The 21,899-nt window shown below is 64.5% G+C and carries 16 protein-coding genes; 7 read left to right on the top strand and 9 right to left on the bottom strand.

The features are described from left to right. The first annotated feature begins 30 nt into the window (after positions 1 to 30). Positions 31 to 654 carry a DUF1707 SHOCT-like domain-containing protein gene (locus BJL86_RS11595; protein WP_067472737.1) on the top strand — a complete coding sequence of 208 codons (624 nt, stop codon included), beginning with the start codon at positions 31 to 33 and terminating at the stop codon, positions 652 to 654. A gap of 125 nt (positions 655 to 779) precedes the next feature. After that, positions 780 to 1,307 (top strand): putative glycolipid-binding domain-containing protein, encoded by a 528-nt coding sequence (locus tag BJL86_RS11590; protein ID WP_067472736.1) that lies wholly within the window; start codon positions 780 to 782, stop codon positions 1,305 to 1,307. Between the two features lie 28 nt (positions 1,308 to 1,335). Here the strand turns inward: BJL86_RS11590 and BJL86_RS11585 are convergent, their stop codons facing one another. Both BJL86_RS11585 and BJL86_RS11580 read right to left on the bottom strand, forming a co-directional pair. Beyond that, positions 1,336 to 1,902 carry a dihydrofolate reductase gene (locus BJL86_RS11585; RefSeq protein WP_067472734.1) on the bottom strand — a complete coding sequence of 189 codons (567 nt, stop codon included), beginning with the start codon at positions 1,900 to 1,902 and terminating at the stop codon, positions 1,336 to 1,338. Beyond that, entirely contained in the window at positions 1,899 to 2,702 is an 804-nt protein-coding gene (locus BJL86_RS11580; RefSeq protein ID WP_067472732.1) for a thymidylate synthase, read from the bottom strand. Before BJL86_RS11580 ends, BJL86_RS11585 begins: the two co-directional genes overlap by 4 nt. A 135-nt stretch (positions 2,703 to 2,837) precedes the next feature. On the opposite strand from BJL86_RS11580, the gene BJL86_RS11575 reads away from it, so the two are divergent. Further along, entirely contained in the window at positions 2,838 to 3,659 is an 822-nt protein-coding gene (locus tag BJL86_RS11575) for an ABC transporter ATP-binding protein (protein ID WP_231887150.1), read from the top strand. Here the strand turns inward: BJL86_RS11575 and BJL86_RS11570 are convergent. Both BJL86_RS11570 and BJL86_RS11565 read right to left on the bottom strand, forming a co-directional pair. Further along, positions 3,656 to 4,435, bottom strand: a complete 780-nt coding sequence (locus BJL86_RS11570) for an inositol monophosphatase family protein (RefSeq protein ID WP_082908393.1) — start codon at positions 4,433 to 4,435, stop codon at positions 3,656 to 3,658. The two genes, BJL86_RS11575 and BJL86_RS11570, sit on opposite strands and share 4 nt — an antisense overlap. A gap of 64 nt (positions 4,436 to 4,499) precedes the next feature. Further along, complete coding sequence (locus tag BJL86_RS11565) at positions 4,500 to 5,639, bottom strand: DoxX family protein (protein ID WP_067472731.1); 1,140 nt, start codon at positions 5,637 to 5,639, stop codon at positions 4,500 to 4,502. Positions 5,640 to 6,083: 444 nt separating this feature from the next. Between BJL86_RS11565 and BJL86_RS11560 the strand changes: the two genes are divergently transcribed. The 3 genes from BJL86_RS11560 to BJL86_RS11550 all read left to right on the top strand — a co-directional run bounded on the left by BJL86_RS11560 (position 6,084) and on the right by BJL86_RS11550 (position 13,097). Next, positions 6,084 to 7,310, top strand: coding sequence for a hypothetical protein (locus BJL86_RS11560; protein ID WP_156515241.1), 1,227 nt, complete (start codon positions 6,084 to 6,086; stop codon positions 7,308 to 7,310). A gap of 62 nt (positions 7,311 to 7,372) precedes the next feature. Further along, positions 7,373 to 12,223 carry an Lhr family ATP-dependent helicase gene (locus tag BJL86_RS11555; RefSeq protein WP_232228992.1) on the top strand — a complete coding sequence of 1,617 codons (4,851 nt, stop codon included), beginning with the start codon at positions 7,373 to 7,375 and terminating at the stop codon, positions 12,221 to 12,223. Continuing rightward, the gene (locus tag BJL86_RS11550; RefSeq protein ID WP_067472532.1) at positions 12,216 to 13,097 is read left to right on the top strand and encodes a DNA-formamidopyrimidine glycosylase family protein; all 882 of its coding nucleotides are present in this window, start codon (positions 12,216 to 12,218) and stop codon (positions 13,095 to 13,097) included. Before BJL86_RS11555 ends, BJL86_RS11550 begins: the two co-directional genes overlap by 8 nt. Here the strand turns inward: BJL86_RS11550 and BJL86_RS11545 are convergent. The 5 genes from BJL86_RS11545 to BJL86_RS11525 form a co-directional block, all read right to left on the bottom strand. Beyond that, a complete protein-coding gene (locus BJL86_RS11545) occupies positions 13,094 to 14,374 on the bottom strand; it encodes a DUF7373 family lipoprotein (protein WP_067472521.1) in 1,281 nt (426 codons plus the stop codon). The two genes, BJL86_RS11550 and BJL86_RS11545, sit on opposite strands and share 4 nt — an antisense overlap. Before the next feature lie 45 nt (positions 14,375 to 14,419). Next, entirely contained in the window at positions 14,420 to 15,943 is a 1,524-nt protein-coding gene (locus BJL86_RS11540) for an Hsp70 family protein (RefSeq protein WP_232228991.1), read from the bottom strand. 327 nt (positions 15,944 to 16,270) lie between these two features. Further along, positions 16,271 to 17,551 carry a DUF7373 family lipoprotein gene (locus BJL86_RS11535; RefSeq protein ID WP_075844982.1) on the bottom strand — a complete coding sequence of 427 codons (1,281 nt, stop codon included), beginning with the start codon at positions 17,549 to 17,551 and terminating at the stop codon, positions 16,271 to 16,273. A gap of 63 nt (positions 17,552 to 17,614) precedes the next feature. Further along, positions 17,615 to 19,498, bottom strand: a complete 1,884-nt coding sequence (locus BJL86_RS11530; protein WP_067472512.1) for an Hsp70 family protein — start codon at positions 19,496 to 19,498, stop codon at positions 17,615 to 17,617. Next, complete coding sequence (locus tag BJL86_RS11525) at positions 19,491 to 20,804, bottom strand: DUF7373 family lipoprotein (protein ID WP_156515231.1); 1,314 nt, start codon at positions 20,802 to 20,804, stop codon at positions 19,491 to 19,493. Before BJL86_RS11525 ends, BJL86_RS11530 begins: the two co-directional genes overlap by 8 nt. A 251-nt stretch (positions 20,805 to 21,055) precedes the next feature. Between BJL86_RS11525 and BJL86_RS11520 the strand changes: the two genes are divergently transcribed. After that, entirely contained in the window at positions 21,056 to 21,850 is a 795-nt protein-coding gene (locus tag BJL86_RS11520; RefSeq protein ID WP_257787267.1) for an SDR family oxidoreductase, read from the top strand. Positions 21,851 to 21,899: the final 49 nt, after the last annotated feature.

Raw genomic sequence — 21,899 nt, 5'->3', positions numbered from 1 at the left:
GCCTGGGCGAAAGCTGTTAATCTGCACCCCATGGGAGACCTGAACGACAATGATCGTGAACGTGCCGCGAAGGCCCTGGAAAAGCAGGTCGGCCTCGGTCGGTTGACGCTCGGCGAGTTCTCCGACATGTCCGGCAGGATATGGGAGTCGGAGACCGCCGAGCAGCTCAACGCAATCTTGGCCGAGGCCGGCGCGCTGCCTGAAAAGGGCAGGCCGATCATGGCGGAGGAGGCCGACTCGCAGGCGGTCATCCGCCGCGAAAGCTCGGCCGTGACCATCCGCAACGTCGGCCCGGTCAAGGGCTGGATGGACGATGTCGAACGCAAGGGTCGCTGGGACCTCACCGAGGGCGCCGAGGTCTTCACGCTCATGGGCGATATCTACCTCGACCTGCGCGAGGCAATCATCGATTCGGAGATCACCGACCTCAAGACCCATTCGGTCATGGGAGATACCCGCATCCTCATCCCGCCGGGGGTGCGCGTCGAACTCAGCGGCAGCCGCATCATGGGCGCGCTCAAGACCGAGGAGGGGCGGTACGCGGCGCCGTATGGGCCGATCATCCGTATCCAGGCGGATACCTTCATCGGCGATGTCAAGATTCGCGTGCTCGAACCCGGGCAGCGGGTGCCGAAGAACTGGAAGTGGTTCTGATCGCGTGACTCCAATGTCGCACGCACTGTGAACGCGATGACAAATCTATGCTCCTCTTGCGGATCGATGCTCGTGCATTAGATCTTCCGCAGGACTTTCTTCTCTCATTGCTCTAGGAGGTAAAGATGGTTGAGGTTGTGTGGACCGGCTTGGAAGATCCCTCCCGTGAAGTGTGCTCCATCGAGAGTGGACCACAAGGCGTGGTTATCGCCAGCCGCATCCAGGGAGGAGATAGCGACTGTTCGTACAGGCTTCAAGTAACAGTGGATTGGACATTCGAATCCCTGGAAATTCAGTCGAACGGACGCGATCTTGACCTCCGTCTTACGGAGCGTGGCTGGGTCGTCGACGGCACACAACGACCTGACCTGAAGGATGCACACGAGGTCGATATCTCTGTGTCTCCGTTGAGTAATACGCTCCCCATCCGGCGTCTTGACCTAGCGGTGGGAGAGAGCGCAGACATCACAACCGCATATATTCGAGTGCCAGAACTCGACGTCACGACCGATCCACAGCGATACACGAGGACGGACGAAAACGTGTACTTGTACGAATCCCGAGATTCAGACTTTCGCCGGTCCGTTCTCGTGGATTCGGAGGGATTAGTGATCGAGTACCCGGGGCTATTTCAAAGAGAACGTCGCAATTAGGCATCCCGCGAATTCTTGACAGTGAAGGCTAATCCACCATCGGCGTCTGGTTCTCAATCCGCTCGTAGCGGATAAACCGGTAGCGCACCGGCCCGTCCCAGCCGTCGATGTGCCCGGACTCCGAGGTTTCCCACTCGCTCGTCTCCGCCGCGCGCCACTGCGCAGGGGAGAGCTCGGGCGCGCGCACTGCCCCGATCGCATCCGCGTCGAACTCGGTGACGATCGCCTCGCTCGCCATATCGTGCAAGGCCGCGTAAATCGAGCCGCCCCCGAGGACATCGGCGCCCTCACCCACCATGTCCACCGCCTCATCGAGAGTGCGCGCGACCTCGGCACCCTCAGGGGTGAAATCCGGGTCCCGAGAAAGAACGATGTTGCGCCGGCCCGGGAGGGGACGGAACTTCGGCGTCAGAGATTCCCACGTGGCGCGGCCCATGAGCACCGTGTTCCCGCGGGTGACCTGCACGAAATGCTTCATGTCCTCGGGCACGTGCCACGGCATGCCGTCCCCTGTGCCGATCACGCGGTCGCGGGCCTGCGCCCACACCATGCGCAGGTGCGGCGCGGACGAATCCTCGCTGGGCGAGCCGCTCATACCGCCACCGGCGCCTTGATGCCCGGGTGGTGCTCGTAGCCGACGACCTCGAAATCCTCGAAACGGTAGTCGAAGATCGAGGCGGCCTTGTGCAGCTCGAGTCGCGGGTACGGGTACGGCTCTCGGGAGAGCTGCGTGCGCACCTGCTCGACGTGATTGTCGTAGATGTGGCAGTCGCCGCCGGTCCACACGAAATCGCCGACCTCGAGGCCGGCCTGCTGCGCCATCATGTGCGTGAGCAGCGCGTACGAGGCGATGTTGAACGGCACGCCGAGGAACAGGTCCGCCGAGCGCTGGTACAGCTGGCACGAGAGCTTGCCATCGGCCACATAGAACTGGAACAGCAGGTGGCACGGCGGCAGCGCCATGTTCTCCAGCTCGGACACGTTCCACGCGGAGACGATATTGCGGCGCGAATCCGGGTTGTCGCGCAGCGTGTCGAGCGCCGCGGCGATCTGGTCGATGTGGCGGCCGTCCGGGGTCGGCCACGAGCGCCACTGCACCCCGTACACCGGGCCGAGATTGCCCTCCGGCGAGGCCCATTCGTCCCAAATGCTCACGCCGTGCTCGTGGAGGTAACCGATGTTGGAGTCGCCGCGCAGGAACCACAGCAGCTCGTGCGCCACGGACTTGAAGTGCACGCGCTTGGTGGTGATCAGCGGGAAGCCCTCGGCCAGGTTGTAGCGCAGCTGGTGGCCGAACACCGACCGCGTTCCCGTGCCGGTGCGGTCTGCCTTCGGCGTGCCGTTGTCGAGCACGTGCTGCAGGAGGTCCTCGTAAGGCGTGTGGATCGCGGACATACCCTAAAGTATGGCCGAGTTTCGCCCGGCAGGTCGAACCGTGGGCCTCTTCGGCGTGCCACCATCCCGGGGGAGTAGACCGGGAGGGCGTGCACGTGGCCGGGGCGCCGGCCCGAAAACAAGGGGAGGACACAGATGGCAATGGACGCGGACGCATCGAATATGACGCCGGACGCCGCCGATTTCGTGTTGGCCGTCGATAGTGTCTCGCTTATCCGCCAGCGCCGTCCGCTCCTGCAGGACGTGAGCTTCCACGTGCGTCCGGGAGAACACTGGGCGCTGCTGGGCCCGAACGGTGCGGGAAAGTCGACGCTGCTCAGCCTGTGTGGGGCGCGCGAGCACCCGACGCGCGGCGAGGTCCACGTCCTCGGGCACCGGCTCGGCCGGGTGGACACGCACTGGCTGCGGTCGACCATCGGCCACGTCGACCCGCGCTCGCGAATCGAGCCGTGGCTCACCGTGCGCGAGGCCCTCTACACCGGGCTGTTCGGCGCGGCCGGGCTGCGCCGGCACTGGGCGCCCGACACCACCGAGAAAGAGCTCGCCGAGCGTCTGCTCGCCTCGCTGGGGATCGAGGAGAAGGCCGACCGCAAATGGGAGGTGCTCTCGCAGGGTGAGCGCGGCCGCGTGCTCATCGCGCGGGCGCTCATGCCGCAGCCGTCGCTGTTGCTGCTCGACGAGCCGACGACGGGCCTCGACCTCGCCGCGCGCGAGATCCGGCTCAAAGTGATCGGGCAGCTGCGGGACCTGCGACCGGAGTTGGCGACGGTCATGGTCACCCACCACCTCGAGGAGCTTCCCGCCTCGACGACGCATGCGATGGTGCTCGCCGATGGACAGGAACTGGCGTGCGGGACGGCCGAGGAGGCTATTACGTCCGGCGTCATCTCCGAGGCTTTCGACTACCCGGTGCGGGTGGAGCGGCGCAACGGCCGCTGGTCGGCGATCGGTTCTTAACGGCGCGCTGCGGCCGGGTCGCGGCGCTCGTAGTTCTGCGGCGGCAGTTGCGCGGCCGCGGCGAGGACCTCGTCAGTGATCTCCGGCCGACAGACGAGGAAGTCCTTACGCCAGACGTCCGCCTGATTGAATTCGAGCGGAGAACCGTCGAGGTGGGAACAGTGCAGGCCGGCGCGCAGCGCGACGCCGGCCGGTGCCGCCTGGTCCCATTCGTTGTGGCCGCCGGTGTGGATGTAGGCGTCGGCATCGCCGAGGAGGACGGAGATCGTCTTCGCCCCTGCCGAGCCCATGGGCCGCACCATGCGTTCGATAGACGCGGCGAAGTCGTCGATCCCCGCGGGCGGATTATTGCGGGAGACGACGATCTTGCCGCTCATCGGACCGTCGACGTATTCGCATAAATCGTCGCGGAATACGCGCTGCGCATCAGGCATGCCCACCGACGCCGCCTCGATCTTGCCCCCGGACGCCAAAGCGACGTGCACCGCCCAGTCGCCGCGCCCGGTCGCGTACTCCTTGGTTCCGTCGATGACGTCGAGGATCCACACGCGCTCGGAATCGAGCCGGGCATGGTCGTCGGCATAGTCCTCGGACAAGATCGCATCGTCCGGGCGATTGACGCGCAGGACCTGGTCGACCCAGTCGTGCGCCACGCGGTTGGCGACCTGCGCGAGATCGCGCGCCTCGATGAGGCCGCCGGTACGCGCGCCCGTGGCGATGGCACCGATGCCCTCGGCGATGTAATAGGCCAGTTCGTGATCGTTGAGGTCTCGCACGCCCCCAAGCATAGGGAGGACCGGCGACATTTGCGGGCGAGCGCGGGCCGCGCTGCCAGCGACGTCAGCGATTGACCGGCTTACCCGACCACGAGAACCCCTTGTCGAACAGGTACTCGCCCTCGGTGTCTCGAGTGGCGTGCAGGGTTCGGTCTCCTCCCAACGTGAGCTCATCGCCGCCGAGCGACACGGTAAATGATTCCTCGACGACCTCGCTGTCGTGCGACTCTGCATCTCCGCCGTCATCCGGGTTCTGACCGAGGTTCGTATCGCCGCCGAGCTTGGCATCGAGAGTGACGTCGACGGTGGGATCGGCATCGCCGCCGGGCTCGCCTCGGAGGGAATACGTGCCTATCCACAGTGTGCCGTCGACCTCGCGGACCGAGACAACCTGCGGCTGCGGCTCGCCATCGGGTGATGACGTCGACGGTCCGGTCGCCGGGCGCCTGCCAAACGCGATCTGGCTCCACCGTGAGTCCTCTGCGAGATTCTCAGCCGGACCACGGGAATCCGTGTGTACGCGCCAGACCCCGGCAAGCGGGGTCGCCTCGTCCTCGGTCCCGTAGTCGGACAGCGCCATCGACTGCGTGGCGAATGGCAGGGCGATCGCGCAAACCGCGGCGAGCGCGGGGAAGAAGCGCGTGACCCGCCGCAGCTTCTCCGGCGGCACCGCGTTAGGGAGCACGGCACGATTGACCGGCGCCCCGATAAGGAAGCGGAAGACCCGCGGGATCCACGGGATGAGGATGACGGCGCTGAGTACCGCAAGCATGCCCGACAGTCCCTTGACCGGCACGTCGTAGGTCATGTTGAGCAGCCACACCGAGAATCCGGCGCCCAGACCCGCGAGCGCGCCGAGCGCTGCGGTACGCCTCCACAAAAGTAGTAGCCCGACGAGTACCTCGATCGCGCCGGCGGCGAATTGGATGGTGGGCGAGTAGCCCATCCACGTCCACAGGATGCCCATGGGTGACTTCTCGCCGACGGTGATGAGCGATTCGGGGTAGTCGATCGTCCCCATCTGGAGCAGGAACACCTTCGACCAGCCGTAGATGAAGAAGTATCCGGCGACGAACATGCGAAGAAACCAATGCGCGCACCACGCGGTTGTGACCCAGCGGCTCTGGCGGGCCGGTTCTGCGCATTCGGCTTCGGCAGGCGTGGTGGGCGGCGGTGAGATTGCGTCTGTGTTCGTCGAAGTCATGCCCCGATTTCTACATGCAATCCCCATGCCAAACCAGTGCTCCCGCAACAAATCAGACCCAGGTATGACGGCGGACGGGCCGAAATCGTCCCGCGGTCCGACTCGCATGTTTAAGGAGAAGAGAATTCGATATACGCCAGGGTTACTGCTGCGCTACGAGGTGACACTTTGTCTGCTCCGCGCGCAGCTGTCCGCTAGGGCCTTACAGGGTTCAAAGTCACCGGGAACTTCTGTACGCGCGAGAGCATCCGAGGATTGCGTGGACGGATCCACACACTTGATTCGAGAGCGGCATGTACTCACCTGTGCCCCGGCGTCACAAATTGCGAGTGCCAGCGAGACATGTAGTGCTCGCAAGCTCGGTTCACTGTCCGATGCGTGCGGGGACAGAAGAGAGTTCTTGTTGCCGCAGGACGAGTTCAGACACGAGAAGGAGCTTCTGCCTTGTCATACATCTACGAAGAGTGCATAGACCTCTTGAACGAGAATCTGGTCGAAAAGCTTGGCTGGACTCCTATCGAAGGCGCCGCCTTTGTTCGGCCGTTTTCCGTAGAAGGCGCGGCATCGTCGTTGTTGCGATGGCGGGTTTCGCCAAGGGTGTTCGACCTCGGGCCTCGCATCTGGATGAACTGCGAGTTTGCACTGGAAGCAGAAGTATCGAGTGCTGACGCCCCAAGCTCTTTGTCGCGCTTTGCCCGAGCGCGAGGGCCTGAAACCGAAAGCCATTGGTCTGCGCTGTACGAGTCATCGCCCTTCCACGAAACGACATGGGCTCCCACGACGGCCGGCTGCGTCGATCTAGATGCAGCAGCCGGTCTGGTCCAGAAGTTCGTCCTCGATCCAACGCTGGAATTCGCGGTAAGCGACCCCGCATGGCTCACGACCTCCAAAGTGTCGCAGATCGCACTGACCTCCTCGGACGGCTACCGAGTCGACCCGAAAAGGTGGAGGACCGCCGTGATCGTCCTAGCAATGTGCGGGCATCCGAAGTACGCGTCGGAGATTATCGACGAAGTCGGCACACGCCCCCGAATGCCGATCGATTCTGATGCAGCCTTGAGCGAGTGTCGGGCGGAAGTGGAGTCGATATCGACGTGCGACTCGGCCCTACTGTCCTTGACCGATGACGACTTGGGAGTTCCTCCACTTTTTCCTCGACAAGGCGAAGTCGTTCCCGCCCGCGCATCATTCAGGCGCGGCGCCGAGCGACCAGTAGCCATACCCGAGCCACAAGCCGGACCCGAACTCCTGGAGGAATCCTTTCTCGGCTTCAACGACCTCGAAACCTGGCTGGGCGGAATGTCGATTCTCGATGTCGAATTCTTTGTCTACGACATCGCCGGGGCCACCACGGGCGATCGTTGTGGTGCGGTCGATGCGCCGGTGATCGAACGGCATCTCCTCGATACTTTCGCGTCGTGGGACGAGGCGGCCCGCCCTGAGAATCGCGACCTTCTCGACCGCTATCAGAGGCACCTAGGGCAGATGGTGCTCACGCTGGAGCCGGGCAGATGGGCCGAGCGGTGGAATGGAAACGGATTCCTCGATCCGTTCGTGAAGCTCGATAGTGGAAACGTCCTGGACCCGACCGTCTTTATTCGCGAGGCATTAATCAGGCGCTCCGGTGAAACCTATGCCCGGTTGGTGGACGTCATCAACGCGAATCGCTGACCACCTGTCGCACTATTGGCGGACCGCGTCGAATGTCGGGGTCATGCGGAACAATGGGACGCGTGACTGATTCGACGTCGAGCTCTGAAGCGCTCTCGGCTTTCACCGCGCCCACCGCGCGGTGGTTCGCCGAGTCCTTCGGCGCGCCGACCGCGGCCCAGGCCGGCGCATGGGAGTCGATCAGCCGCGGCGCACATACCCTCGTCGTTGCGCCCACAGGGTCGGGCAAGACGCTCGCCGCGTTCCTTTCCGCGCTCGACCGGCTGTTCGCCGAGGAACCGGGGCGCAAGGGCACGAGCGTCATCTATGTCTCACCCCTCAAAGCCCTCGCCGTCGACGTCGAACGCAACCTCCGCGCCCCACTCGCCGGCATCGCCCGCACCCGCGAGGTCGAGGGCCTGCCCGAGCGGCGCATCACCGTCGGCATCCGCACCGGAGACACCCCGCCCGGAGAACGCGCCAAGCAGCGCCGCAACCCTCCGGACATCCTCGTCACGACCCCCGAATCGCTCTACCTCTTGTTGACGTCGCAGTCCCGCGAGGGCCTCGCCGCCGCGCATACGGTGATCGTCGACGAGGTCCACGCGCTGGCCGGAACCAAACGCGGGGCGCATCTCGCGCTCAGCCTCGAACGGCTCGACGCCCTGGCCGCCGAGGAAGGCGACGCGCAAGAATCATCCGCCCAGCGCATCGGTTTGTCGGCCACGGTGGCCGAACCACACACCGTTGCCGCGTTCCTCGCGGGCGAGCGCTCTGTAAATGTAGTGGCTCCGCCGTCAGCCAAGAGGTACGACATCGCGGTGCGGGTGCCCGTCGACGACCTGGCGGATCTGTCCGGCACACCGTCCCCGGTGGAAACGCCGCCGGGCAGCGCGGGGCAGGGCTCGATCTGGCCGCATATCGAGCGGCAGGTCGTGGACCTCATCACGGAGCACAGGTCGACGCTGGTGTTCGTCAATTCCCGGCGGTTGGCCGAGAGGCTCTCCGCGCGGATCAATGAAATCCACGCCGCCGACACTGCGCCGGAGAACCTTCCAGACGAACCGCCGCGCCCGCCGGCGCAGATGATGGTGCCCTCAGAGGTCACACGCGGGGCGCCGTCGGACCTGGCGATGGCGCACCATGGTTCGGTGTCGAAGGAGCGGCGCGCCGAGGTCGAGCACGCGCTCAAGAGCGGCGAACTTCGCGCCGTCGTCGCGACGAGTTCGCTTGAACTCGGCATCGATATGGGCGCGGTCGACCTCGTGATCCAGGTCGAATCGCCAGGGTCGGTCGCCTCAGGGCTGCAGCGCGTCGGCCGAGCCGGCCATAACGTTGGCGACACCTCGGTGGCCGTTTTCTACCCGAAGCACCGCGCGGACCTCGTGCATTCGGCGATCACCGTCGAGCGGATGCTCGCCGGCGCGATCGAAAAGACGGCACCCGTGGCCAACCCGCTAGACGTACTGGCACAACACACCATCGCCGCCGCCGCGATGGACGACCTCGACGTCGAGGAATGGTTCGACCTCGTGCGCCGGACCGCAAGTTTCTCGGGCCTGCCGCGCGCCGCCTATACCGCGACCCTCGACATGCTCGCCGGCAAATATCCGTCCACTGACTTCGCCGAGCTGCGTCCGCGCGTGGTGTGGGACCGCGACGCAGGAGTCCTGCGCGGTAGACCGGGAGCGCAACGCCTCGCCGTCACCTCTGGCGGTACCATCGCCGACCGCGGCATGTTCGGCGTGTTCATGGTCGGCGACAGCCCCACGCGCGTCGGCGAGCTCGACGAGGAAATGGTCTACGAATCGCGCATCGGCGACGTGTTCGCGCTCGGCGCCACGAGCTGGCGGATCGAGGAGATCACCCACGATCGCGTCCTCGTATCCCCGGCTCCGGCGCATTCCGGACGGCTGCCCTTCTGGCGCGGAGACGAGACGGGCCGCCCGATTGAACTCGGGCGCGCACTCGGCGCGTTCCTCCGCGACATCGCCACCGGTTCGACACAAGTAGAGGAACGGTTGAAGGCTGCGGGGCTCGACGAGCGCGCCCGCGAGAACCTCCGCCGCTTCGTCGCCGAACAGGTCGAGGCCACGTCCGTCGTTCCGTCGGACAAGACCATCCTCGTCGAGCGCTTCCGCGACGAGGTGGGGGACTGGCGCGTCGTCATCCACTCACCGTTCGGCGCCGGAGTGCACTGGCCCTGGGCCGAGGCGATCCGCGCCCGCCTGGCCTCCCGCCACGGATTCGACGCCGTCCCCGTCGTCCACGACGACGGCATCATCCTGCGCGTCCCGGACGTGGGAGGTGCCGATGACGGCGCCGTTCCCGATCTCGACGCGCCCCTCGATTCCCTCCGCGCCGATCCGTGGGGATCCGGCGCCGGGCAGCCGCCCGTCGGCGCGAACGAGATCGTCTTCGACCCGGCGGAAGCGGTGGACATCGTCACTTCGCACGTCGCGGACACGGCGCTGTTCGCCTCGAAGTTCCGCGAGTGTTCGGCGCGCGCGATGCTCCTGCCGCGGCTCGACCCGGGCAAGCGTGCGCCGCTGTGGCAGCAACGCCAGAAGTCGTCGCAGCTGCTCGACGTAGCCAAGCAGTACCCGGACTTTCCCATCATTCTCGAGGCCGTCCGCGAATGCCTGCAGGACGTGTACGACGTGCCGGCGCTCGAGGAGGTTCTCGGTTCGATTGCCTCGGGGGAGATTCGGGTCTCCGAGGTCACAACGTCCACGGCCTCGCCGTTCGCCGCCGCGCTGATGTTCGACTACATAGGCGCCTTCGTCTACGAGGGCGACGGGCCACTCGCCGAACGTAAGGCCGCCGCGCTCAGCCTCGATCCCTCGTTGCTCGGCCAGCTCCTGGGCCGGATCGAACTGCGCGAGCTGCTCGACCCCGCGATACTCGAACAGGTCGAGGACCGCCTGCAGCACCGGGCCGAGGGGTACAAGGCGCGGGACGCCGAGGCGATCGCGGACCTGCTGCGCCTGCTCGGTCCGCTCACCCGGGAGGAGCTCGCCGAGCGCGCCGAGAATCCCGCCGAGGTCGATCGAAACCTCGAGCAGCTTAGCGGCGAATCCCGCGCCGCGGAGGTGTCCTTCGCGGGCACGAACTGGTGGGTGGCCAGCGAGGATCTCGGCCGACTCCGCGACGGAATCGGCGTCCCACCACCACCGGGCACCGCGGCAACGTTCCTCGACTCCGGCGACGATCCCCTCGGCGAGCTGGTGCGCCGCTACGCCCGCACCCACGCCCCCTTCGACGCCGCCGCGATCGCAGAGCGGTTCGGCATCGGCGCGTCCATCGCCCGCGGCGTGCTCGACCGGCTCACGGGGAACGATCAGCTCGTCGCGGGTGAATTCCGCCCTGGCGGAACCGGAACGGAATGGTGCGACCCGGAAGTTCTGCGCCGCATCCGCAAACGTAGCCTCGCCGAGCTCCGTGCGGCCATCGAACCGGTCGAGCCCGCAGCCCTCGGCCGCTTCCTCCCGGCATGGCAGGGCCTCGGCCGAGGCAATCAGGAACACGGGGTCGACGGGCTCCTCGCCGTCATCGAGCAACTCGACGGCTCCGCGCTGCCGCTCTCGGCCTGGGAGCCGCTCGTCCTCGCCCCACGCGTGCGCGACTACGAGCCGGGAATGCTCGACGAACTGCTTGCCGCCGGTGAGGTCCTCTGGTGTGGTCGTGGCCGGTCCGGCGCCCGCGACGGGCTTGTCTCACTCCACCCGGCCGATTCGGCGCCGCTCACCCTCCCCGCGGCCGACCTCACTGCAGCCCGCGCGGACCTCGGACCACTCCATCGCGTTGTTCTCGATGTCCTCGAACACGGCGGCGGACAGTTTTTCCGCGACATCGTCGCCGCCGCAAAGGCCGAGGCGGATCGCCGCTCCGAACCAGGCACCGCCGATGACGGCGCCGCGATTCCAGCCATCTCGGAGATCGCGGTGCGCGACGCGCTGTGGGAACTCGCCTGGCTCGGCCTCGCCAAAGGCGATACCTTCGCGCCGCTGCGCTCGGTGCTCGCCGGGGCGCTCCCGGCAGCGGGGAGCGCCGGAAAATCCTCCGGCTCCGGCGCGCCCGCGCACCGATCGACCTCGCGCGGTCGGGGAAGTCGTTCGTCCCGCGCCCCGCGCCTGGGCCGCGCGCGCCTCGGTAGCGTAGCTCTTGCCGGAGGCGCCACCGCAGGCGTCGGCGGCACCATCGGCACCGGCATGCGCACCCCGCCGGTCGTCGCCGGCCGCTGGTCGGCGACCCCTTCGCCCGAGCCGGACGCGACGGTGCGGGCGCACGCAGCGGCCGAACTCGTGCTCGCCCGCCACGGCGTCGTCACCCGCGGAGTGGTCGAGTCCGAGGGCATCAGCGGCGGCTTCGCGGGCGTATACAAGGTGCTCGCGGCGATGGAGGACTCCGGGGGTCCGCGCCGCGGCTATTACATCGAAGGGCTCGGGGCGTCACAGTTCGCCGATGGCGCGACCATCGATCGCCTCCGCGGTTTCGAGGCCACTGCCGACGAGACCACATGGTCCAGGGGGCAGGACATGCCCGATGTTCACGTGCTCGCCGCCACCGATCCGGCCAACCCGTATGGCGCGGCTCTGCCGTGGCCGCAGCCTCCGGGCGACGGGAGTCGCGCGGGCCGCAAATCCGGCGCTCTCGTCGCCCTCGTCGACGGCGAACTAACCTTCTACCTTGAGCGCGGCGGCAAGACTCTACTTGTGTACAGCGAGCGTGAGGATGCGGTCGGGCTCGCCGTTCGCAGGCTTGCCGCCCTCGTGCGCGACGGCCACATCGGTTCGGTGACTGTTCATACCATTAACGGCGAACCCGCCGCAGCATCGCGATGGGCCGAGCAGCTCCGCGGTGCGGGGTTCGGCGCCTCCCCGCAGGGGCTGCGGCTGCGCGCGGGCATCGGCTCGGGAGCCGGACGTGCCTGAGGGCGACACGGTCCACCGCGCCGCCGTCCGCATTCACGAGGCGATGGCAGGCCACACGCTCACGCGCACCGATTTCCGCGTGCCGAAGTTCGCCACAGTTGACCTGACCGGCCGGCGCTTCCTGCAAGCGCGGGCCGTGGGCAAGCACCTGTTCATCGATGTGGGAGGGGCGGCGCACTCCACGACAGATGTGCCGTCCGCCGTCGTCCATTCTCATCTGAAGATGGAAGGTAAATGGTTCGCCCACGACGCGGGGACGAAGTGGACGTTTCCGGCGTTCCTCGCGCGCGTCGTCCTGCGCACGTCCAGCGATGACGGCGGAGCCGAGGCAGTCGGCGTGGAGCTCGGGGAACTCCACGTGTTTTCGCCAGGCGAGGCGGCGGCGCGAGTGGAACATATCGGCCCCGACCTACTCGGCGAGCCGCGGCCGGGGGAGCCCTTTCGCGTCGGGGACTGGAGCGGGGCCGAGGCGCTGCGCCGGATTCGCGCCGACGGCGATCGCGCGTTAGGCGCGGCGATTCTCGACCAGCGGCTAGTGGCGGGGATCGGAAACGAGTATCGCAGTGAGCTGCTCTTCCTGCGGGGGATCGATCCACGTCGCACGGTGACGGACGTCGACGAGGTAGGCGGGCTCGAGCCGCTGCTCATGCTTGCCCGCAAAACGATGGCGATCAATGTGCACCGCCAGATCCGCATGTTCACCGGAATCGACAAACCCCGCCGGCGCCACTGGGTATACGGGCGCGGCGGGGAGCCATGTATGCGGTGCGGGACGGCAATCATTGCCGGAGAGCTCGGCGAGCTGGCCGGCGACTCTCGCGCCGCCGACCGCTTCGCCAGGACCGTCTTCTACTGCCCGAACTGCCAGCGCTAGTTCGGCTGCTTCTGATCGGCTTTCGACAAGATCATGTACTGCGCTGCCGTGCGCTGCTTCATGTCCTCGACGTCGGTGTCGCTTTGCATTTCGGGGATCTCCGCGACATAGCGTCCGACCTGAATGATGCACTTCTTCGGTGACAGCGACGACGAGTCATCGACACACAGGGCATCTGGAAGACCCTGGGGCCCCTCGACTTCCGCAGCCCCGTGCTCTTCGAACTCGCGCCGATACTCGTTGACGATCTTCTCGGCTCCCGCATCGTCGGCGGCACGGAATACATTCGTTGCCGAAATCGCGGTGTGCTCGGCACCGACCTCCTGGAGAAGGTCGAGCCACACGTCGGAATTCAGCCGAAGCCCGGCGGTGCCACGAGGACCGAATACGGAACCATCGGCGCCGAGTAGTGCTGGATCGTCGGCTTCGTCGCGAAGCGCATAGATCAGGATCTTGTCCTGATCGATGTCGGGCCACGATTCTTCGCCGCCGCCGGGCTCGTCGGAGTTCGGGGTGCGCGGGAACTGGTCGGCTAGTGGAACCTGCTGATCGACCGCGCGGCCGATCGATTCGAGTGCCTTATCCTTCTGGTCGTTCGGAACGATGAACTGGTCGATGAACAAGTACGGGCCGTGCGCGGTAAATGCGCGGACGCGAACATTCGCTGAGTCGCCTTCCCCTTGAGGCGTGGAGGTGACCAGGGTGCCCGGCTGCCCCGGTACCTCCTCGGCCGTTGCCGGACCTTCTGTCGAGGCCGTGACATCTGCATTGTGCAGGTCGTTCGCAATCCGCCCAGTCTCGTCCGCAGTCGCGAAGCTCAGCACTGAATGCTGGTAATTCGACTGGTCTGAGCCGTCCGTGGATTTTGTGGCACCGCCGACCGTGTAGCCCGCATTGATGGGGGCCTCGCCAAAGATCTCCGTCGCGTTCTCGGGGAGAAGGCCGGAGATATTGGACAACGAGCGTAGGACGGGCACCGGGAACTGCCCGCCCTCGGTGAAGGCGGGATCGGCTTCGAACGGCAAAATCGAATACTCGGCGAGCCTTTGGCCTTCAATGTCACCGATCTGCTCGGCGGTGGGTTTTCCGAATTCTTCGGCGGGCTCGGTCGGGTAGTCGCCAGTATCGAGTGCCGACTCGTCGACGCCTTCGGTGTTGGATTGCTCGGCGCTTTCTGGGGCGGCAGAGTCGGTGGAATCGTCGTCACCACACGCCGCGAGGAGGGCGGTGGAGATGACGAGAGCCGAGGCCGCGGCGAGGATCTTCGAATTCTTCATGTGTGTAGTCCCTTTCTTTCTTGTGATGATCAAGTGTCTGTATTTCTAATCCGCGAGGAAGCCGCCACGCTTGAGGAAGTCTTTGGCCGCCTCGGATGATTCGAATGAGAAAATTTGGAAGCTGACGTGGGTTTCGGAGTTCGAGTATTTGAGGTCCGTGGAAAGTTCATTGTTAGATATCGCCGCAGCGGCGGTTCGAGCATTGTTTTCCAGGAGTTCGTTGGTTTCCGCCATGCTGGACTCGCGTAACCCCTTGCGCATTGCTGCAAGTTCGCTGGTCGTGTAGTCGGGATCGGCCGACACGGTGAAGAAGTGTGGCCTGTGGGTTTCGTCTGTCCCAGCCAACGACGCGGCTTCATCGAGGAAGTCACATCGAATTTCGAGGCCGCCGTACGTCGTTTCTCCCGAGATCTCGCAGGCCGTGAGATCTTGAGCGAACTGCGACGGAAGTGCCGCAAGGACTTCTTCTTTAGTTGTGGCCGGCCCGTCAGGGCTCACGTCAGTCGCTGGCTCTGCAGATTCAGTCGGGACGCTATTGTCATCTCCACCGCTGAGCGTCAACCAGACGATTCCGCCAAGCGCGAGCACAATGACGGCCGCGATCGCGAATCCGGCGACCCATTTGCCACGGTGGGGGGTTCTGGTTCCGCGTAAGGCATTGGACGAGGGTGCACCGTGAGACTTCTGAGGGGCACCGGTGCGCCCGTTCGTGCCCGAATCAGCGGCAACATCGGTGAGGCGCTGAGCCCTGGCTACGGGCTGAGCAGCAGTGAGAGCGCCGAGCGCGACCACTGCCTTGGGATCATCCAGCGTGGTGATCGGCCCGAGTAGGGCTAGACGCTCGGCGACGAGCGGGATTCGAGACGAGCCACCGGTGAGGTACAACGCTTCGAGGTCATAGGCCGAGGTGATTCCTGCCCGTTCAAGCACAGCCGCCGTCATATCGTGTGCGTGCCGCAGGGGCGCGTCAATGATTTTTTCGAGTACCCCGCGGCTCAGTTCGAGCGACAACTGGCCCTCGCCGGTGGGCACGAGTATCCGAGCCGTCCTCGATTCTGACAAGAGCTCTTTGGCTCGGGTAATGGAATCGGCCAAGGCGTAATGTTGCTCGACGCGCGCTGAACTGCGGAGATAGGCAAGCGCCTCGGGGTGCGTTGTGCTCAGCTCTTCGTCGACCCATTCGCGAATCAAGGAATCGAGGTACCTGCCGCCATTATTGACATCGCCGTCGGCGGCGAGCACCTGGAAAGAGCCATCGTCGTTCATCGACAACACAGCAACATCTAGCGTGCCGCCGCCATAGTCGAACACGGCGATCTTCGAGCCGGACCGGAGTCCCTTGGCGCGGGTGTAATAATGCGCGGCTGCGCGCGCTTCGGAAACCGTTCGGACACGCGTGCGCTCGAAACCTACTGCGGCTGCAGCGTCGAGAAGAACCTGGACTTCCCGTTCCGACCAGGATTCGGGGTGTGTGATTACCAGTGATTCCGGGGGGACACTGTTGTGTTCCGCGGCGGCGCGATCGATGACAGAGCGAAAAATCGCGGCGATTGGTACCGACGCAGGCAAGTCGTACCCGTTGACGTGGGCAGTGCCCTGCGCGATCGTCCTCTTCGGCGCGGACAGGAATCCTGTCGGATTCGCTCTAGCTTTGTCGATCGCCACGGCTCCCACATCCACCAGCTCTGGCGATTCGACGAATACGGAGGATTGCATAGTCGAGGCATCGTGGCTCAATCGAATAGATGCGATCGTTCTTCCGGGCGAATGCGAGTGGGCCGCAAAAGTTGTCGACGTTCCGAAGTCGATTCCGAGGGTCCAGGCATCGCTAGACGATGTAGACACGTTGATCCTCCCTTCGTTCGTTTTGCCGCTGATGGAGGGTGCGGAGCAACATCACGCCTCCTGGTCGGCCTGTGTGAGGATGGCGTATTGCGCTGCCAACTCCTGATGGACTCCGGAGACGGGACCGATATTGGTGACAAGACCGACGTACTTGCCGACAATCACCAGACACTGATTGACGCGGTTCGTTCCGGCTGGTGCGAAATAGCACGCCGAGCGTGGAATATCTGCCGGAGCCTCGTCCTCAAAGAAGCCGAAGTCGAGATAGAAGTCCTTCAGATCCTCGTCGAGGCGAGTGGCACGTTCCTCGTCACCGGCCCTGAACACCGTGGATCCCCAAACCCCGATGTGTTGAACGCCGGCTGTGTTCAAGATATCGACCATTCTTGGGCCGCCCCTCGACAAATGACCGAATCCTCTAGGGCCGTACTCCCCAGGAGCGGAGCCCTCGACGTATTGGGGCTTCGATGGTTCGGGAAGTGCGTACCGAATTACTTCGCCCTGGTCGATCTTGGTGTTGACGTCGGACTCAGACGGCTCTTCGGAGTCAGATGTCGATGCGGCCGTGAATTGGTCGAGAAGGGGATTCTGCACATCCAGAGTCCTCGCCACCGTTTCGACGGCGCGGTCCTGGTCTTCCTGTGGGGCCGTCACGGAGGTCCGCACGACGAATTCACCCCTGGTGGAATACGACAGGACCTGGAGCGTGTCGTCCTCGGGATCCACGCGACTTATTTCCGTTGTGGCGACGGCGTCGGGGTACCGGGGGATCTCCACCGGGGTTCTACTGACGGGTAATGGTTTGGCCCCTGGCATCAGGGCCTCACGATCGCGTTCCATCTCACCCATACGCACTGCGGCCTCGGCAGCGGACTCCTCATCTGGGAAATGTGAGATCTCAAAGAAGAGCTGGTCCTTGGGATCATCATCGGGCGCATTCGCGTAACCACTGCCGACAGTGCCAAAGTCCCATCCGAGTTCTGTCTTGACCTCATTTTGTGTATCGGATCCATAGCCGTCTTCAACCGACGTGTGTATTTGGATGTTGAGTTCGTCGGATGCTTCATAGAGTGGATCAATCTCGACGGGAAAGGCCGTGAACTCGGTTAACCTTTGTGCGTCGAATTGAGTCATTGTCGCTTCGTCCGAATGGCCGAAGTCGCCATGTGGCTCGGTGGCAAAATCTCCCGTATCGAGAGAGTCAAGATCGACGGTCGGAGTCGCGGCTGATTCATCCTGATCGGAGGAAGCGGTGCCTGAGGAACAACCGCCGAGTACGACTGTGGCGGTTAGTGCAACGGCGATTCCGCCGCGCAGCGGAGAGGTTTTCATGGAGACGTCTTTCCCGGTCGTGATGGTGAAATACTTGCTTGTGTGTCCGGTGAGGCGAGAGCCCTAGTTGATGAGAGCCGAATTGGCGAGAAATTGCCGGGCCTGGTCGAGAGTCCGGAATTCGGTCACATGAACCAGAGCTCCTGTGGAATTGTTCGCGTACTCGACGTCAATCGAATCGAGAGTGTCGTCGGGCCCTTCGGTGCCCTGGATGCGCGCGGCCGCCGTGCGCTGGGAGTTCTCAAGCAGTTCATCGACAGGCGCCCCATCGCCTGACGAAATATTGGGAGTACTACCGTTTCGAATTGCTATGACACGAGCTTCGGCATCATCAGGGTCGACGGAGACGACGAGCTGGTTTTCCAATCCCGGGCCCTCGTCTGGCTTGGGAACAAGCGTGCTGCCGGAGTTGAAGTCGCATCGGAGCTCCCGGCCTCCGTTCGTTGTTTCGCCCGTAGCCTGACACGACTCTGCGTCGATCTCATCGGCGAGCCTGCGGGGTAGAGCATCGATGATGTCTTCCGTTTCGGTGACGGGAGTGTTGTCGGCCTGCTGCGCCGCAGGTGCCGCTGTTTCCTGCGTTTCGCCGCTGGACTCGTTACTCGAGACGGCCCGCACGACCAGCGTGCCGACGATCGCGACGACGATGAGGGAGGCGATCGCGGCCAGCGCCAGTGGAAGGGCTCGCTTTTTCGCGCCCGTCCCTGCGCCGGAGGTTCCCTTTGGTGAGGCGGACGGCTGCGCCTTCTCAGGGTAATGCTGGCCGGCATGCTGGTTACCTATTCGGCCGCCGTAGAGACCGGGCCCGGCAGTCCGGGCGCCGGGCTCGAGTCCACGCAAGATCGGCGCGGCGGCAGAAAGCGCACCTTGAGCGACCACGGTCTTGGGATCGTCAAGCGTGGCGATCGGGCCGAGCGTCGAAAGCAGCTCGTGAACGGCGGGAATTCGCGAGGAACCGCCGGTGAGGTACAAGGCCGTCAAATCTGCGGGCGAAGAAATCCCCGCAGTGGCGAAGGTGCGCTGCGTGAGGTCGTACGCCGCCTGCAATGCGGGCGCGATGATTGCCTCGAGCTCGCCCCGGGTGATCTGCAATTTGATGCTTTCGGCTCCCGAGGGCACCGAGATCGTCGCGGTCTGCGTCTCCGACAGCAGCTCCTTTGCCCTCCGGATCGAGTCATCGAGGCTGTAGAGCTGTTCTATGGATGCGGACGTGCGAAGGTACCCGAGAGCGTCGGGGTGTTCTTCCTCCAGCTGGGCGTCGACCCACCGCCGGATTTGGGCGTCGAAGTTCTTACCTCCGATCTGGTTGTCTCCGTGTGCCGAGATCACGTTGAAGGTGCCCTCGGGCGTGGATTGGAGTACGGCAACGTCGAGCGTGCCGCCACCGAAATCGAATACGCCGATCTTGGAGCCCGGCTCCAATGGCTTGGCACGGGTGTAATACTGTGCCGCCGCACGTGGCTCGGACACCGTCGTAATTCTCGACGGATCGAGACCGAGATTCTTCGTGGCCGATAGAAGCACGTCGATCTCTCGCTCGGTCCATGCTTCAGGGTGAGTGAGGACGAGTTGGTCCGGCGGTTGGCCGTCGTGCGCCGTCATCGCCCGGTGGAGTACCGAGCGAAGGACCGCGGCGACCGGCGCAGATGCGGGGATGTCGTAGCCGTTGACGAAGGTGCTTCCCTGCGGGACCACGCGCTTCGGCGACATGACGAATCCGCTGGGATTCTTCTGCGCCATATCGAAGGCCACGTCGCCAACTTCAATCGACTGCGGGGACTCGACGAACACGGACGACGACATGGTCGTGCGGTTGTGGCTCAGTTGTACGGTTTCGATCGATTCGCTGACCGCGCCCGTGTGCGCGGCAGCGGTGTTCGAGGTGCCGAAATCTATGCCGAGGGTCCACCCTCGGCGGCCGCCGGCATCGTGAATATCACTAGGCATCTTGATCAGCCTTTTCGAGAATTAGCGCTTGTGCGGAGATCTTCTGGTGGACTGCTTTGGTGTCGTCCAACTCTTGGGCGACGCCGATATATCGGCCGTTGAGCACGTAGCACACGTCGACGCGACCGGTCTCGTCAATCCTCTTTTCACAATTCGCGTCCGGAAGGCCCTGTGGCGACTCCGTGGTTTCGTACCCCTCGTCGGAATCGATCCGGAGAAAATCGTCGAGGAGACCCTGTGCAGCTTCGTTGCTTTCCGCGCGGAACACTGTCGTGTCCCACATTCCGGTATGGTCTGCGCCTGCCTTCTCCAACGCATCATGTGTCGCCCGCTGATCAGAGTAGAAGTGAGAAAGTCCGCGAGGGCCGTACGACGCCATCGTCACGCCGCCCATATTGCTGTCGTCTTCGGTGTCGGGAATCGTGTACAGGAGCACCTTGTCCTGGTCGATGAGCGTTTCGGGCCTTTCCGCGTCGCCTCGCTGCGCCTTCGTGGGGAGGCCGACGAACTGCTCGGTCAGCGGCTCCTGGACCTCCAGCGACTTCGCGATCGTATCCAGCGCCCATTGCTTCTCACCAACGGGAACCTCGGCGAAGCTATAGGTGATGTAGTCGCCCTTCGGGGCGAACGAGAACACCCACTCGGTATCGGGGTCACCCGTGGGCGAATAAGGGGTGGCGCTGACCACTTTTGCCTCCGGCCGCCCTGGAAGCTCTTCGGGTGTTGCGGGCGTGAAGGTTTCCGCTTCTTCTGCGGCTTGCTCTGGAGGCGCCCCCTCTCCGGTGACCATGTAGTGGGTCACGGCTGCGGCAGCGGACTGGGCGCCCTCGGGCGACTGGAAACGCAGAACGCCGGTCATGAGCGATTTTTGGGGATCGTTGATCGACGTCGTCGGGGTTTCGCCACCGCCGACGAAGCCATAAACAAAGTCGCTGTTCCCGATGATCGCTGCGGAAGCGTAACCCAAGCCCGCACCGATGAGGTTCTGGCCAGAGCGGATCGTGTGAGCCATCACGCTCGTGCGCTCGGAGAGCACCGGATCGATTTCGTAGGGCAGGGCCACGTATTCGGCCAGACGCTGCGTCTCGTAATCGACGACGTTGCTGTCGTCGGTCTCGCCGAACTCCGGCTGTGGCTCCGTCGGATAATCGCCGGTGTCCAGTGCCGCGGGATCGAGGGGCGCAGTTTCCGAGGTCGAGGAACCGGCCTCCGCATCCTCGCCGTCTCCACCGAGCATCGAACAACCGGCCAGAGCGACTACGGCACACAGTGCCACCGGGAGCGGAATCATCCTCGTCCTGCGCATTACCGTCGACCTCTCGTTTCTTCTCTGCCCTCATGGTGTCCACCGTCTGATGCGAGCAACGGCGCTTATGTTCCGCTCACTATTCGGCGATGTGAATCCCTGCGCGCTCAGGTTCACCCGGTTAACTCTATTGGTTCGCTGGCAATGAGCTGTGGGTTATCGCGTCCACAATGGTCATGAGTTCGTGAAATCCGGGTAAATTGACCCAAAAGTACACACGCACGAGTCGACGAGAAGATGGGTTCGTATCGGTGGTTTTGGGCATTTCAGGCAAGCGCGGCAGCAAGAACGAGGAGCGGAAGAACATCCTCATCACCGGCGCGAGCGCGGGCCTCGGCGAGGGAATGGCCCGCCAGTGGGCCGCACATGGGCACAATCTCGCACTCGCTGCGCGCCGGCTCGACAATCTTCAGGCGCTGCGAGAAGAACTTCTGGCGTCGAACCCGTCGATCACCGTGGAAATCGCCGCGCTCGACGTCTCTGATCCCGAAGCCGTGCGTCGTGTGTTCACGGAACTGGACGACGCACTCGGCGGAATCGACCGCTATGTTCTCAACGCCGGTCTGGGCAAGGGTGCTTCGGTCGGGGCGGGCAAGGCCTGGGCGAATGCCGAGACTGCCAAGGTCAACGTCCTCGGTACTCTTCACCAGGCCGAGGTCGCCATCGAGCTCATGCGCGCCCGCGGCGGCGCCGGGCACCTCGTGTTCATCTCCTCGATCGCGTCGCGGCGCGGAATGCTCGGCGCCGAGACGACCTACGGCGCAACCAAGGCATTTGTGACGTCGCTGGCGCAGGGAATTCATGCCGAACAACGCCGCCGCGGTTCGCAGATCAAGGTGTCGACAATTCTGCCCGGTTATATCGCGACGGAAATGACGAGCCAGAACAAGAGTCCGCTCAAGGCGGACCTCGATAAGGGAGTGCGGGCGTTGGTCGCGGCGATTGACCGCGAACCCGCGCAGGCCGCCGTGCCTCCGCTGCCGTGGTCCGTGGTCGACCCCGCACTTCGGTTCCTGCCCGAGCCAGTATCACGGAAGTTCCTCTAGCCTGCGGACAGTCTGGCGCGACATTCAAGGCGCGCGAGTGGCCGACGGG

The organism is Dietzia timorensis, from assembly GCF_001659785.1.
GTDB lineage: Bacteria > Actinomycetota > Actinomycetes > Mycobacteriales > Mycobacteriaceae > Dietzia > Dietzia timorensis.
This window is presented reverse-complemented; position numbering and strand designations above follow the sequence as displayed.

Bases quoted from the DNA above. Each gene is read 5' to 3' on its own strand.
- BJL86_RS11545 (WP_067472521.1), bottom strand. From the start codon at position 14,374: ATGAAGAATTCGAAGATCCTCGCCGCGGCCTCGGCTCTCGTCATCTCC.
- BJL86_RS11575 (WP_231887150.1), top strand. From the start codon at position 2,838: ATGGCAATGGACGCGGACGCATCGAATATGACGCCGGACGCCGCCGAT.
- BJL86_RS11595 (WP_067472737.1), top strand. From the start codon at position 31: ATGGGAGACCTGAACGACAATGATCGTGAACGTGCCGCGAAGGCCCTG.
- BJL86_RS11530 (WP_067472512.1), bottom strand. From the start codon at position 19,498: ATGCCTAGTGATATTCACGATGCCGGCGGCCGCCGAGGGTGGACCCTC.
- BJL86_RS11580 (WP_067472732.1), bottom strand. From the start codon at position 2,702: ATGTCCGCGATCCACACGCCTTACGAGGACCTCCTGCAGCACGTGCTC.
- BJL86_RS11585 (WP_067472734.1), bottom strand. From the start codon at position 1,902: ATGAGCGGCTCGCCCAGCGAGGATTCGTCCGCGCCGCACCTGCGCATG.
- BJL86_RS11525 (WP_156515231.1), bottom strand. From the start codon at position 20,804: ATGCGCAGGACGAGGATGATTCCGCTCCCGGTGGCACTGTGTGCCGTA.
- BJL86_RS11590 (WP_067472736.1), top strand. From the start codon at position 780: ATGGTTGAGGTTGTGTGGACCGGCTTGGAAGATCCCTCCCGTGAAGTG.
- BJL86_RS11535 (WP_075844982.1), bottom strand. From the start codon at position 17,551: ATGAAAACCTCTCCGCTGCGCGGCGGAATCGCCGTTGCACTAACCGCC.
- BJL86_RS11565 (WP_067472731.1), bottom strand. From the start codon at position 5,639: ATGACTTCGACGAACACAGACGCAATCTCACCGCCGCCCACCACGCCT.